Annotated in this window: 15 protein-coding genes and 1 pseudogene; 7 read left to right on the top strand and 9 right to left on the bottom strand. The window is 63.1% G+C overall.

Features of this window, described 5'->3' with window-relative positions; all coding sequences use genetic code 11:
* The first annotated feature begins 2 nt into the window (after nucleotides 1–2).
* The 3 genes from THIARS_RS13130 (at nucleotide 3) to THIARS_RS18665 (ending at nucleotide 2072) form a co-directional block, all read left to right on the top strand.
* Nucleotides 3–1133 (top strand): copper resistance protein B, encoded by a 1131-nt coding sequence (locus tag THIARS_RS13130; protein ID WP_094161297.1) that lies wholly within the window; start codon nucleotides 3–5, stop codon nucleotides 1131–1133.
* A 58-nt stretch (nucleotides 1134–1191) separates the two neighbouring features.
* Nucleotides 1192–1824 carry a cupredoxin domain-containing protein gene (locus THIARS_RS13125; protein ID WP_245845914.1) on the top strand — a complete coding sequence of 211 codons (633 nt, stop codon included), beginning with the start codon at nucleotides 1192–1194 and terminating at the stop codon, nucleotides 1822–1824.
* 95 nt (nucleotides 1825–1919) lie between these two features.
* Entirely contained in the window at nucleotides 1920–2072 is a 153-nt protein-coding gene (locus tag THIARS_RS18665) for a hypothetical protein (protein ID WP_156054965.1), read from the top strand.
* A gap of 22 nt (nucleotides 2073–2094) precedes the next feature.
* Here THIARS_RS18665 and THIARS_RS13120 read toward each other — a convergent pair whose 3' ends face one another.
* From THIARS_RS13120 to cadR, 8 genes and pseudogenes are all read right to left on the bottom strand, one after another.
* Nucleotides 2095–2322 carry a peroxiredoxin family protein gene (locus THIARS_RS13120; protein ID WP_079668511.1) on the bottom strand — a complete coding sequence of 76 codons (228 nt, stop codon included), beginning with the start codon at nucleotides 2320–2322 and terminating at the stop codon, nucleotides 2095–2097.
* A gap of 86 nt (nucleotides 2323–2408) precedes the next feature.
* Complete coding sequence (locus tag THIARS_RS13115) at nucleotides 2409–2984, bottom strand: hypothetical protein (RefSeq protein ID WP_013106951.1); 576 nt, start codon at nucleotides 2982–2984, stop codon at nucleotides 2409–2411.
* Between the two features lie 70 nt (nucleotides 2985–3054).
* Nucleotides 3055–3549: a protein-disulfide reductase DsbD N-terminal domain-containing protein gene (locus THIARS_RS13110; protein ID WP_013106950.1), complete on the bottom strand. Its 495-nt coding sequence runs from the start codon at nucleotides 3547–3549 to the stop codon at nucleotides 3055–3057.
* Between the two features lie 10 nt (nucleotides 3550–3559).
* Complete coding sequence (locus tag THIARS_RS13105; protein WP_013106949.1) at nucleotides 3560–4732, bottom strand: protein-disulfide reductase DsbD family protein; 1173 nt, start codon at nucleotides 4730–4732, stop codon at nucleotides 3560–3562.
* Between the two features lie 14 nt (nucleotides 4733–4746).
* Nucleotides 4747–5247, bottom strand: a complete 501-nt coding sequence (locus THIARS_RS13100) for a TlpA family protein disulfide reductase (RefSeq protein WP_013106948.1) — start codon at nucleotides 5245–5247, stop codon at nucleotides 4747–4749.
* Nucleotides 5248–5429: 182 nt separating this feature from the next.
* Nucleotides 5430–5852, bottom strand: a complete 423-nt coding sequence (locus THIARS_RS13095; protein ID WP_094161296.1) for a hypothetical protein — start codon at nucleotides 5850–5852, stop codon at nucleotides 5430–5432.
* Nucleotides 5853–6091: 239 nt separating this feature from the next.
* Nucleotides 6092–6855: pseudogene (locus THIARS_RS13090) on the bottom strand (IS5 family transposase).
* 58 nt (nucleotides 6856–6913) lie between these two features.
* Complete coding sequence (gene cadR / locus THIARS_RS13085) at nucleotides 6914–7342, bottom strand: Cd(II)/Pb(II)-responsive transcriptional regulator (protein ID WP_094161294.1); 429 nt, start codon at nucleotides 7340–7342, stop codon at nucleotides 6914–6916.
* An 87-nt stretch (nucleotides 7343–7429) separates the two neighbouring features.
* On the opposite strand from cadR, the gene THIARS_RS13080 reads away from it, so the two are divergent.
* The 4 genes from THIARS_RS13080 to THIARS_RS13070 all read left to right on the top strand — a co-directional run bounded on the left by THIARS_RS13080 (nucleotide 7430) and on the right by THIARS_RS13070 (nucleotide 12149).
* A complete protein-coding gene (locus THIARS_RS13080; protein WP_094161293.1) occupies nucleotides 7430–9772 on the top strand; it encodes a heavy metal translocating P-type ATPase in 2343 nt (780 codons plus the stop codon).
* A 99-nt stretch (nucleotides 9773–9871) separates the two neighbouring features.
* Nucleotides 9872–10105: a TFIIB-type zinc ribbon-containing protein gene (locus THIARS_RS13075; RefSeq protein WP_232054332.1), complete on the top strand. Its 234-nt coding sequence runs from the start codon at nucleotides 9872–9874 to the stop codon at nucleotides 10103–10105.
* A gap of 46 nt (nucleotides 10106–10151) precedes the next feature.
* Nucleotides 10152–10379, top strand: coding sequence for a hypothetical protein (locus tag THIARS_RS18330; protein ID WP_141202419.1), 228 nt, complete (start codon nucleotides 10152–10154; stop codon nucleotides 10377–10379).
* A gap of 270 nt (nucleotides 10380–10649) precedes the next feature.
* Nucleotides 10650–12149, top strand: coding sequence for an IS1182-like element ISThsp22 family transposase (locus tag THIARS_RS13070; RefSeq protein WP_076611973.1), 1500 nt, complete (start codon nucleotides 10650–10652; stop codon nucleotides 12147–12149).
* A 174-nt stretch (nucleotides 12150–12323) separates the two neighbouring features.
* On the opposite strand, the gene THIARS_RS13065 is transcribed toward THIARS_RS13070, so the two are convergent.
* Entirely contained in the window at nucleotides 12324–12896 is a 573-nt protein-coding gene (locus tag THIARS_RS13065) for a Spy/CpxP family protein refolding chaperone (RefSeq protein WP_013106981.1), read from the bottom strand.
* Nucleotides 12897–13060 lie beyond the last annotated feature (164 nt).

The following is a 13060-nucleotide window of genomic DNA, read 5'->3' as shown; positions in this document are numbered from 1 at the left end:
CAATGAGACTGCAATACGTCAACAAAGCTCTGGCATTGGCGATCGCCGGTCTGGCGATTGCGCCGGTCTGGGCGCAAGGCATGGACATGTCGGGGATGAACATGCCGGGGATGGAAACTCCTGCTGCTTCGGCTTCCACCCCGGCCGATCACCCCACTTCGCCGACGAAGGCCCCTCCAAAGTCTGGCGATATGGGCGGCATGAACATGTCAGGGATGAACATGCAGGGAATGGAGGGCACCTCTTCGCATGCGTCCAAGTCAGCCTCCACCCTTTCTCCAAAACCGAGCACGGTGCCTCATGACATGAAAGGCATGGATATGCCTGGAATGCAGATGCAGGGGATGGGAACGGCGACGCAGCCGACGACCAACGGAAAGATGCAGGGGATGCAGGACGCGACTCTCAGCCAGCCCCGCAGCGCCGACGCTTACTCCGACGGCTACACGCTGACAACCGGACCATCGATCCCACCTGGAGTCAAACCGCCGCGCCTTGCGGACCAGGAGAATTTCGGTTCGGTGCTGGTGGATCGCCTGGAGCGCGCCTATACGCGCGACGGTAACTGGACCGCCTACGACGTGCAGGCTTGGTTCGGCCGCGATTTCAACCGCCTGATGATCAAGGCCGAGGGCGACGCCTCACAGGGACGCCTGCAGGACGCCCGAACCGAGCTTCTCTGGGATCACGCGATTGCCGCGTTCTGGGACACGCAGGTCGGCGTGCGTCACGACAACGGCTCCGGGCCCGACCGCAACTGGCTGGCGTTCGGGGTGCAGGGCCTGGCGCCCTATTGGTTCGATGTCGAGGCCACAGGCTATTTGGGCAATGAGGGACGTAGCGCACTGCGTCTGGCAACGAGTTACGACCTCCTGATCACCCAGCGCGTCGTGCTGCAACCGCGCATCGAAGCCAACCTTTACGGCAAGGATGACCCCGCACGCCAAATCGGCAGTGGGCTGTCCGACGCAACCGCCGCGTTGCGCCTGCGCTACGAATTCACGCGTCAGTTCGCGCCGTATGTCGGTGTGGAATGGAGCGGGAAATTTGGCCGCAGCGCGGACTTCGCGCGCATAGCCGGCGAAAAGACACGCCAGACGGCCGTCGTCGCTGGCTTGCGGTTTTGGTTCTGACACGTTGGTTTTCAACGGATTCGCTGCTGTGCTTCTTTTAACTAATGAAAGGATCCCTATGAAGATGAAAAAAATCCGGCTGTCCATACTTCTGCTTGGCGCATGGCCTGTATTTGCGCTTGCCGCCACGAATACGTCCGGAGTCGAGAATCGGTCGCACGAGGCCATGCCGAAGCCTGGCGCAAGCGTGTCCTCCGAGGCTGCCGCAATGCCTGGCGCCATGAAGGGCATGAATATGCAAGGGATGAACATGTCAGGGGTTGCCACAAGTGCGGCCTCTGCCCCCCACGCCTCGGTTCACGCTGACGCCGACGCATCTTCCGTAGGCAATCCTGGTCAAGCAACGGACGCCACCAAAAACGTGGAAATCACGATGGACGACTCGATGCGTTTTACGCCGGACGTTATCCATGTGCAGCCGGGACAAACCATTCGGTTTGTTTTGGTCAACCGTGGCCATCTCAAGCACGAGATGACGATCGGGAGCATGGCCGAGCTCAAGGAGCACGAAAAGATGATGGCGGCCATGCCTGATATGCCCGATGGAGCCGAGCCCAATATGGTCGCCGTACCACCTGGAGGCAAAGGTGAGTTGATCTGGCGCTTCGGCAAGCCCGGGACCGTCGACTTCGCCTGCACGATGCCCGGGCATATGGAAGCTGGCATGGTAGGCAAGATTCTGGTGGAGTAAGCGTTCCACACGAAGTGGCAGGGGTAGCACTCTGCAACAGCGGCTTGGCGTTCTCAAAAATCTTGCTCAAGTGTCGACCTCTACCGCACCGTGCCGTGACCCCCGCCGCAAAGCGGAGCCGATTGCCCGCGAAAATCGCCTCCATCCCGACGCTGCGGCCGGATGCCTCCGTCCGGCACATCAGCCTGCAAGGCATGATGGGCTCGATCATCGCGAGCGGCATGATGGGCCAGTTCACCGTGGCCTGAGCGCCCCGGATCCGACGCGCGTTCAGCGCATCAGGGCCTCGATGGTTTGCCGAATCGCGGGGCTGTCGTAATCCCGGCCGCCGACGGCCTGCCGGACGATCAGGCCCTGCTTGTCGATCAGATAGGTCGTCGGAATGTCCATCACGCCGAACGCATGCGCCACCTGGCTATGCTGGTCCAGCAACACCGGGAAGGTGGGCGAGGGGTTGAGCTGCGCCATATACGCGAACACATTGCACCGCGAGCGCATGGTCCTGCACCGGGTCGGCGGCGCGCGCGGCGCTGCCGATGGCCAGCAGCCCGGCGCCGCCGAGCCAGGACAGCATCCGGCGACGTTCAGTGTTGGTCATGTCGGGCTTCTGCTGCGCATTGCGGTCCGGCCAATGTGGCTTGGCGTTGCGTTCCATGCTCTCTCCAGAAATAAACCAGTTTGAACCGCGTGCCGCGCGGCAAGTCGACGGTGGTGAACCCCTGGGCCCAATCCCCGGGCTGCAGGGTTTGCCGCGCCGGCAGGATCGACCAGTCCGAACTCACGCCCCAGGGCTGCCAGCGGCGCAGCCACTGGGTCTTGGTGATCAGCGGGTGCCGCCGGCCATCCGGGGTCACGGCGATCCAGTCCGCCACGTCATACGTGATGGGTGCCTTGGCGTTGTTCCGGATCGAGGTTCCGAACACGCACACCTGGGCGATGGAGGCGATCGCCTTGGGCGGATAGCCCATGTTCTCGTAGAAGGCGCGCACATTGTCGGGGCCGAGCTGCATCAACTGCAGGGTGAAGGCGTGCCTGGCGTTCGTCCACGACGGTTGCGCCGCACTTGCCGCCGCTGCCGGGGTGGCATTCGCGGCCCGGACGCCTGACGAAAGACCGGCACAGGCGAGTGCGACGAGCAAGGGAAAAACACGACCATCCATCGTTCAACTCCGTGAGAAAAACGCGCAACGGGGCCCGTTCTACGGGCGGAAAAGCGCTGAAGCGATGAGATCATTGGGTCGTCGCAACGATCGTCGCCGGTGGAAGGCATAGCCCTTTGTCGGCGCAAGCCTGGATTTGCACCTGTAGGCGGACATCGCGCAGCCTTGACAGACCTGGCAGAGCGATGCGTGTACCGTTCTCGTAGACCCGTATGGTCTTGCCGTTGATATGTAGGCCGATGTCTTGACCGGGTGGATAGAGAGGTTGGATCGCTAACGTACGGCCACTGCGTTGCGCGACCACCGTGACAGGAATCAAGTAGGGCGCCGACGGCGGATTGGCGTAGACATGCCAGCCTCGGTCGATGTGCAGCGTCACCACCGCATTGTGGCCATTGATCGCGGCACTGGCACGAACCTTGGCGGAGGAATCGACCAGATCGCCGGCGGCAGCCGGGGTCAAGCCAGGGTCGGGATGCGCGGCATGGAACAGCAATGCAGCGCCGATCAAGACGGTCAGGGCAATGAGCGAGACGACGGCCATGCGCCGGAGTTTTGGCTTCATCGAAATTCCTTTATGGGTGGATGGCATTCAAACCTCGGACGAGCGCGTCGGCCGAGAACAGTCCGGAAAGATGGCCGATCTCTCGCCCATGTGGATTCAAGATCGCCACGAACGGCAGGCCAGCCCCGCCGTAGGCGGCAAGGAGACTTTGCAGTTCTGGGTTCGGGCGGGTCAGGTCGACCTGCAAGGGAACGACACCGCGGGTGCGCAGGGCTTGCACAACGCGCGCGTCGCCATAGACGGTTTGCTCCAGAAACCTGCAGTTCAGGCACCACTGCGCGGTGAACTCGACCAGCGCAGGGCGATGCAGATTGGCAATCTCGGCGATCTGTGTTGCCTCAAGCGGCTGCCAGGGGATGCCTTGCGCGGATGTCGGCCAGAGTCCTGCACTCAGATAAACCAAAGCCAGTGCGGGCAAGCTCGAAAGTGGCGCGGCCCAGCGTGAGGCGTGATCTGCGGCGCGAAGGCTCGTTGCGAGGACCCACAGCATGACCCCGGCAAGAAATGCGAACCATAGTGTCTTGTCGACGCTGGCGGGAAACAGGCTTTGCGCGAAAAAGATCGCGGCGCCGGCAAGCAGCCAACCGAAGCTTTGACGCACGACATCAGTCCAAGCCCCTCCACGTGGCAGCCGATCGAGACGTCCGGGCTTCAGAAGCAGAATGGCGTAGGGCAGAGCCATGCCAAGACCAATCGCGATGAATATCATCACGATGTCGACGGTTGGCCGGGTGAGGGCAAACACAAGAATCCCACCCAGCAAGGGGCCGGTGCAGGGCGTCGACAAAAGGGCACTGACCAAGCCGGAGATCAGCGGCTCGGCAAAACGCCCGCCGCCCATTTTTGCGATGGCGCTCGGAATCGGCAATCCGCGTCCCGTGAAATTCATCACGGCCAGCACCAGCAGGATGATGACCAAGCCAGTCAGCACGGTCTGCGACTGGAACAGCACGCCCCACTGAAGATGCAAGAGAGCTGTCGCCAGCCCCAGTGGTGCGAAAAATAACAGGGACCCTGCAGCGAAAAGGCCAGCGGACAAAGCACGGGCCGCTGGTTTTTCGCCGGCAGCTCGCAGGATGACTCGAACCTTGATTGGAATGATGGGCAGCACGCATGGCGTCAGGTTGAGCAACACGCCCGCGCCGAGCGCGAGGAGGACTTCGAGGATGAGCGAGATGTCCATGGGGCTTGGTCCTTTCAAGCGTTTTTAGCCAGTTCATGCTGGATCAGTCGATCAAGCTCGGGAAAGTCGGGTTCGCCGAGAATCCGCTTGACGATGTTCCCTTGCTTATCGACCAGAAACGTGGTCGGAGTCAGGCGCACGTCGTAAAACTCGCGAGCCAGACGGCCGTCCACGTCTTTTGCAACCTCGAACGGCAAATGCCGGGTCAAGGTGTAATCGGTGACATAGGGCAGCGGGTCATAGCTCATATCCACCGCGATGAACTCGAAATTCCTTCCCTTGAATCGCTCGTACGTCTTGACCATTTGGGGCATTTCCTTGATGCAGGTGGCGCAGCTCGTGGCCCAGAAATTCACCAGATAGACCTGGCCTCGCAGGGAAGAGGTTGAAAGCGTTCTTCCAGACAGCAGCACAAACGTCGCCTGCGGGACAGTCGACTTCCTGGCCAGGACAAAATAGGCCATGACGGCCATGACGAACGCCACGATGGCGGCAATTGTGAAACGCACACGCATGATTTCACCTCGATCGATGTTTTCAAGAAGACTGTGGCGATCGGTTCGCCCAGTTTCATCGCGGAACGATGCTCTCGGACCGGGTCCGGAGGCTGGTCGTTGGGATGAGCCGGGGACAGAAAGCGACCTCGCAGATTGACCTGCTATTGCAGCGCCGGGCGAATACCGGCTTTGAGGGGTGATCAGACCCTGGGCGGGTGATAAGGGGCGTCCGGCGCCGCACTGGCGACGAGGCGTGTATGAAATTCCGGCATGGGGGCTGAACTCTGCACAATGTGCCAAGCGAGTGACGTGGAGGCCATCGCCAACGCGATACCGCAGGGGACAGGGCAAAGGGCATGCCCAGCTACTGGGTGACTCAGGCGGACATCCGGCGTCATCGACCAACTGCGTTCTAAGGCGTCGAGGTAATGCTGCGGCTTTGCTTGTTGCAGGTCTGCGGCCGACATGCCAGTGCGCGACGCCGCCATCAATGCTTGGCCTTGCTCGTCTGGGCAGTGACCCAGCATGGTCGTGAACGTCGTGGCATCGCCCATAGCGGCCCAGCCTTGCAGCGGCAGCAAAGCCAGCAGGACGGTGAGCAGGACGACACGCAAGGCGTTCATGCAATCAGGCTATTGAGAAAAGCAAGCGGATATAAGCGAGCGTCATCATGCAAATCGCTATAGAGTCCTGCACACCTGCCGAAGTTCCAGAAAAAATTGGTTCTCAGTGTGCATACTGCTACTACGGTGCTGCCCTCGTCCCACAGGCGGCCGCGACCATGCGTGCGACGCACCATAGCGCATACCGATCCTATTTGATTCAGGGATGAATTTCTGTGAAAACTCTTTAGATTGTGTCGTCACGAGATATGCAGCCAGAGGGCGAGACAGCGAATTTGCACGGCGGCAACGAATGAGGCGACGTTTTTCGCGTAGCGCGTGGCGATGCCCCTCCATCGCTTGAGATGTAGGAAGGCGTTCTCGACCAGATGGCGCAGTTTGTAGAGCGCCTTGTCATATGCCCTGGGTTGCTTGCGGTTCTTGCGCGGCGGAATCACGGCTTGCGCACCTTGCTCTTGGGCTTTCGCCACGATGGCATCGCTGTCGTAGCCTTTATCGGCAAGTAGACACTGCATCCTGAATCCATCCATCAACCGCTCAGCCTCTGCGCAATCCGCTCGGGTACCTTCTGTAATAACCGCTCTGAGCGGCAGACCATGCGCATCCACGGCCAGATGTATCTTGGTGTTGAGCCCCCTTTTGTACGGCTCATGGCCTGATTGCCACCCCGCGCTCCTGCGGCGTGCGGATGGACTTTGCAATGGCTGGCATCCATCATGAGCCATTCGAAATCAGGCTCCTCAATGAACTGCTCGAGCAGCGACTCCCAAATGCCCTGGTCACGCCAGCGACAAAAACGCCGATGGGTGTTTTTCCACCCACCATACGAGGCCGGCAGGTCTCGCCACGGCGCGCCCGTGCGAAGAATCCAGAACACGGCATTGATGAATTGGCGGTTGTCCTGCGCAACCCCACCCCAAACCCCCGCTCGCCCCGGCAGATGGGGCTCGAGCAATTCCCAGTGCCTGTCTGATAGGTCGTGTCGATGAAGAGTCTCTGGCATCTCAATAGCGCGGTCGTTGCGAACAACGCCATCATGCCATATCTCGTGACGATACTATCTAGGGTTCCGCATGACATTCGCAGGGCTCGCCAGCCGCAGCGTGCTGCAGGTTCTGCATGATGCCGCAGTCGCTCGCCGTCCGGTTGGCCTGGCAGGTTTCGCGCAGCGCGTGCAACTGCTGCTCCAGCAAGCGCAGCGATTCGACCTGACGGTGGATACGCGCGATCTGCTCGTCAATCAGATGGTTGATGGCGTCGCACGCCGATTCAGGATGCTCCTGAAAGCTGCGCAACACGCGCACGTCCGGCAATCCCATGCCCAGCGAGCGGCAGTGGCGAATGAAGTTGAGCTGCTCCAGGTGGACGCTGGTGTAGTTGCGATAGCCGTTGTCCTCGCGGGCGGGCGCGTCCAGCAAGCCCTCGCGCTCGTAAAAACGCACCGTCTCCACATCGCAGTGGCCGCGCCGCGCCAATTCCCCGATTCGCATGTTGCATTCCCCTCTCGTGCAAGGCACTTGACCCTGTAGCAGGTACGGGCTGTTCAATGATCGCACTGTTCACCGAGATCCGCCATCATGAGCCAGCACGACCCCACCAGCACAGCGTTACGCCTGCCTGTCCAGGCGCAAGACCATGAGCCCGCATGTGACCACGATCATGCGCACGATCATGGTCACGACCACGGCCCTGATGCGCATACCCATGCCCACGCGGCGGCCGATGCCTGCTGCGCCCCGGCGACACAGACCGATTGCCTCACGGGGGCGTGCAACACCAATCCGGCGCCCGAAGGGACCCGCCGGGTTCGCTACCGCATCGACAAGATGGACTGCCCGACCGAGGAGCGCCTGATCCGCAACAAGCTGGAGGGGATGCCCGGGGTTGTCCAACTCGACTTCAACCTCCTGCAACGGGAACTCACGGTGTATCACCGCTTGGAGCAGCCCCAGGAGATTGCCGTGGCGCTGGACAAGCTGGGCATGGCACCCAATTTGCTGGAAGCCAATGCGCCGGTGTCCGTGCTTCCCCAGGCCTTGAGCCCGCGGCAAAAAGGTCTGCTCGCCGTGGCGGGTGCCGCCGCCGTCGCGGCCGAGGTCATCGCCTGGTCGAGCGGGCGTGAGACCTCGTGGATGGTGATGGCGCTTGCTGCCGTGTCCATCCTCAGCGCCGGCCTGCCCACCCTCAAGAAGGGCTGGATCGCGCTCAGGAATCTGACCCTCAACATCCATTTCCTGATGTCCATCGCCGTGGCCGGCGCCGTGGCGCTCGGCAAGTGGCCCGAAGCGGCGATGGTGGTGTTCCTGTTCGCCGTGGCCGAAGCGATCGAGGCGCTGTCGCTGGAGCGTGCCCGCAACGCGATCAAGGCGCTCACGGCCATCGCGCCGGAAACCGCCGAGGTCAAGGCCGGCGAGGCCTGGCAGACCAAGCCGGTGGCCGAGGTGGCGGTCGGCAGCCGCATCCGGGTGCGCACTGGCGCGCGAGTGCCGCTGGACGCACGCGTCGCGTCCGGTCGCGCGGCGCTGAACCAGGCGCCGATCACCGGCGAAAGCTTGCCCGTGGACAAGCAGGCGGGCGACCTGCTCTATGCCGGCAGCATCGTGGCCGATGGCGTGGTGGAAGCCACCGTCACGGCCTCGGCCGGTGACAGCACCTTGGCCCGCATCGCCCTGGCCATCCAGAGCGCGCAGTCACAGCGCGCGCCGACCCAGCGTTTCGTCGATCAATTCGCGCGCTACTACACCCCCGCGGTTGTGGTCTTCGCCATCGCCGTGGCCATCCTCGGCCCGCTGCTGAGCGGTGGCGGCTGGAGTTCCTGGCTGTACGAGGCCTTGGTCATGCTGGTCATCGCCTGCCCCTGCGCCTTGGTGGTGTCGACCCCAGTCACGGTGGTCAGCGGTCTTGCGGCGGCGGCCCGGAGGGGCATCCTCATCAAGGGCGGGGTGCATCTCGAAGGCGGCCGGCTGCTCAAAGCCGTGGCGCTCGACAAGACCGGCACCCTGACCCGCGGCAAGCCTGCGCTGACCGACGCCATCCCGCTTGGCGACATGCCCATCGCGCAGGCTTTGCGGATCGCCGCCAGCCTCGACGACCACAGCACCCATCCGGTCGCCCAGGCGCTGGTCGCCGGTTGGCGCGCGCAGCAGCCGGGCGCCGCAGTCATGCCTGTCGATGATTTCGGCGTGCTGCAAGGGCGCGGCGTCAAAGGCAGCATGGACGGGCAGGTCTGGCATCTGGGCAATCACCGCCTGGCTGAAGACATTGGGGTCTGTTCGGCCGCGCTGGAGGCGCAGCTTGCCGTGCTGGAGCGTGCCGGCAAGACCGCCATCGTACTGTGCGACGCGGCCGGTCCGGTGGCCGTGTTTGGCGTCGCCGACACCCTGAGGCCGCAAAGCGCGCAGGCCATTGCGGCCTTGAAGGTGCTGGGTGTTGAGCCGGTCATGCTGACCGGCGACAACCCGGCCACGGCACGGGCGATTGCCGTCGAGCTCGGCATCAAGGATGCGCGCGGCAATCTGCTGCCGCAGGACAAGCAGGCCGCCGTTGCCGAACTGCATGCGCGCTACGGCTTCGTCGGCATGGTCGGCGACGGCGTGAACGATGCGCCGGCGCTGGCCCGTGCGAATATCGGCTTCGCCATGGGCGCGGCCGGCACCGCCACCGCGCTGGAAACCGCCGATGTCGCCATCATGGACGACGACCCGCGCAAGATCGCCGATTTCATCCGCTTGAGCCGGCGCACCGCCGCGATCCTCAAGCAGAACATCACCCTCGCGCTGGGCATCAAGGCGGTGTTCTTCGCCTTGGCCCTGAGCGGCGTGGCGACCCTGTGGATGGCGGTGTTCGCCGACATGGGGGCCAGCCTGCTGGTGGTGTTCAACGGCATGCGGCTGCTGTCGCTGCGCCGCGCAACGGCTTGATGTTCTGGGTTCATGGTTTCACAACAAGAAGATGCAGTCATGAAATGTCCCGTCTGCAAGGAAAGCACCTTGGTGACGACTGAACGCTAGGGCATTGAAATGGATGACTGCCCGCAATGCCGCGGCGTTTGGCTCGATCGCGGCGAACTCGACAAGATCATCGAGCGCAGCCAGCGACAGGAGGCGGCCAACGCACCACAGCAAGCGGGCCGTTCATCGCCACAGCCTGAAAGTGATGGCCAAAACGACGGCCACCACGGCGGTGGCAAACATCAGGGGCGCTATGGCCCGATGCAGGGCCGCAAATCGTTCTGGAAAGAAATTTTCGACTGAGACTGCAAAGCTCTCTTGACCGCCCAAGTGTGCTGGTGAGGAGGGCATGCGCAATTTCCAACAAAATGCTCGGTCCCGGCGACCATTTTTTGCTGCGCTTGCGACGAAACTCTTGCTCGAAGTGATGCGCCGGGCGTTGCCGCTCCTCACGATGGCCGGATTTTCCCTTGGTGTGGCTGTCATGCTGGGGCTGAAAATGCTGACGGAAACGCCAGCGCAAAAAGCCTGGAGCAGGCGCCGGCATTTTTCCTTGGCTTTCTCGTCCCGCTCGTGATCGAGGTGCTCGTCCGGCGTTGGTACATTCAGCCGCCTTGCATCCGGGGCTGCAGGCCACGCCGGGTTCGGAGGCGGCGAGCCAAGCGTTCGACTCACCGCCCCGGTGTGCGCAATAGGACTGTGCTGGACTTGCCGTCGACATGACTCTTGCGCTTGGTAACGGATCGAACTGCGGCGTGAGCCGAGCGCCAAGGCGCTCAGCCGCCCGTTGATCTCAGAGTCTGTGAACATTTGATTTTGATGGCACGAATGCTGCGTGTCTTTGGGCATGAGCAATATCACGAACGAAGCGGGAACGAACGGGCACACGGGTGCCCTGTTTGAGGGCTTGGCGGTCCCTGCGGACAGTGCGGCTGCTCTGAAGCGCAGTAAGCCCCAAGGGACGCCGCGGGAGCAAAGCGCGATGCGCAACCAAGTCGAATGGCGGGCCTGCGATCTTGACTCGACGCTGCCGGCCGATCATCAGGCCCGTGCCGTCTGGGCCTTTGTGCAGTCGCTCGATCTTCAAGCCCTGCACGGACAGATCCGCGCCGTTGAGGGCGGCGTCGGACGCGCGCCCATTGATCCGGCCATTCTGATGGGTCTGTGGCTGTACGCGACGCTGGACGGTGTGGGCTCGGCGCGCGAACTGGGTCGGCTGTGCGACAGGGATGACGCCTACCGCTGGCTGTGCGGCGGGGTGGGCGTGAACCACCACACGCTGGGCGATTTCCGGGTCGAACATGCGCAGTGGTTGGACGGCCAACTCACCCGCAGCGTGGCGGGTCTGCTGTCGCAGGGGCTTGTCAGCATGAACCGGGTGGCCCACGACGGCATGCGCGTGCGCGCCCAGGCGGGTGCGGCCAGCTTCCGGCGCCGCGAGACCTTGGAGCAACTCATGCAAGACGCGCAGGCCCAGGTGCAAGCACTCAAGCAGGAGGTGGGCGACGATCCGGGGGCCGGCACCCGCCGCGTGCGTGCGGCGCGCCAGCGTGCGGCCACCGAGCGCGAACAACGCATTGCGCGCGCCATCGAGGCGATGGCCGAGATCGACAAGAGCCTCTCGGGCAAGGGCAAGAAGGCCCGAGCCAACAGCACGCAGGCCGACAGGGCACAAGACGAGCCGGCGCAACCCCAGGCGGCCCCGACCACGCAACCCGTGGGCGAGCAATGCGCCGAGGAACAACCCAACGAGGCCAGGCGCGCCAAGAAACCCAAGCAGCCGCGCGTGAGCACCACCGACCACGAGGCGCGTGTGATGAAGATGGCCGATGGGGGCTTTCGCCCGGCGTTCAATGCGCAACTCGCGGTGGACACCGCCACCCTGATCATCACCGGCGTGGACCTCATCAACTCGGGCAGCGACATGAACCAGATGCTGCCCATGCACGCGCAGCACCAGGACCGCTATGGTCAAGTGCCCGCGCAGTGGTTGACCGATGGGGGCTTTGCCCAGCACGCGCACATCGAGGAACTCGATGCGCGCGCCACCCAAGCGTTCGCGCCTGTGGTGGCGCCCAAGGCCCCGCAACGTGATCGCTATGCTGCGCTGCCCGGCGACAGCCAGGCGCTGGGCCAGTGGCGCCAGCGCATGGGCACCGAGGCGGCCAAGCGAATCTACAAGGAACGTGCTGCCAGCATCGAGTGCGCCAACGCCCGTTTGCGCAACCGCGGCTTGCAGCGCTTGAACGTGCGCGGAATGATCAAGGCGCGCGCCGTGTTGCTGTGGCATGCGCTGGCCCACAATTTGAAGCGGATGATGGCGCTGAACTTCGCGTTCGCGCCCTGAGAGGCCGGCAAGGGTCGGCGCGGGCTGCGTTTGCGCTCCACCAGGCCCTGCATCAACGCCAAGCTCGTCCCAACAAACAAACGGCGGCTCGAATCGACTCGTCGCGCCCGTCCGCAGCGCATGGGCGTCTCGATGCGTTGAGATCATCGCGGAAGTTGAAACGTTCACAGGCACTCACTCGGCATGGCCGGCAAATCCCATCTGCTGTCCGCCCATCATGCCCAGGCGCTGGTTGGCGATGCTCCTTTGCTCGGGACTCAGCACGGCGTAGAGATGCTTCAAGGCCTTGGTCATGGCCTCCATGCCGGTCAGGCGTTGCTGCAACAACTGCGTGCGCGCCTGCATGCGATCGGGGGCGGTTGCGTTCGCCTCCCGCAGCTTGCCGCGCATGGTTTGCATGGCCTCGGCTTGCTGCTTGGCCTGGGTGGCGAAGGCTTGCCAGGCGGGTTCCTGCGCGGCGGTGATGTTCAGCGCGGCCTTGGTGTCGGCCAGATGGCTGTCCACCATCGCCGCGGTATCACCCCAATGCATCATGCCTTCGGCCATGCCGCGCTGACCCATGATGCCCTCGCTCATCATGCCCCCGCCCATCATGCCTCCACCCATCATGGACCCCGGCTCCATGCCGGCGGCGACGCCCGACATGCGATATGCGCCCATGCCGCCGGATTGCGCAAAGGCCGTACCGATGGCGGCGGCGGACAAGACGGCGGTGATGCCGACAATGACTTTCTGACTGCGTTTCATGGTGCTGCTCCTGTCTGAATTGAGCGAATGGTCCGTGGGACGATCCCGCCGGGCCAGATGGAAGGAAGTCCTTCGCAACGGTTCCCATTTCAGCCTCGGCATGTAAGCGCGCCATGTCAACAAAACACTTTTTTGTATCGCACTGCCCGCAATCCTGGCGTTGA

The organism is Thiomonas delicata, assembly GCF_900088825.1.
GTDB classification, from domain to species: domain Bacteria; phylum Pseudomonadota; class Gammaproteobacteria; order Burkholderiales; family Burkholderiaceae_C; genus Thiomonas_A; species Thiomonas_A delicata.
This window is presented reverse-complemented; position numbering and strand designations above follow the sequence as displayed.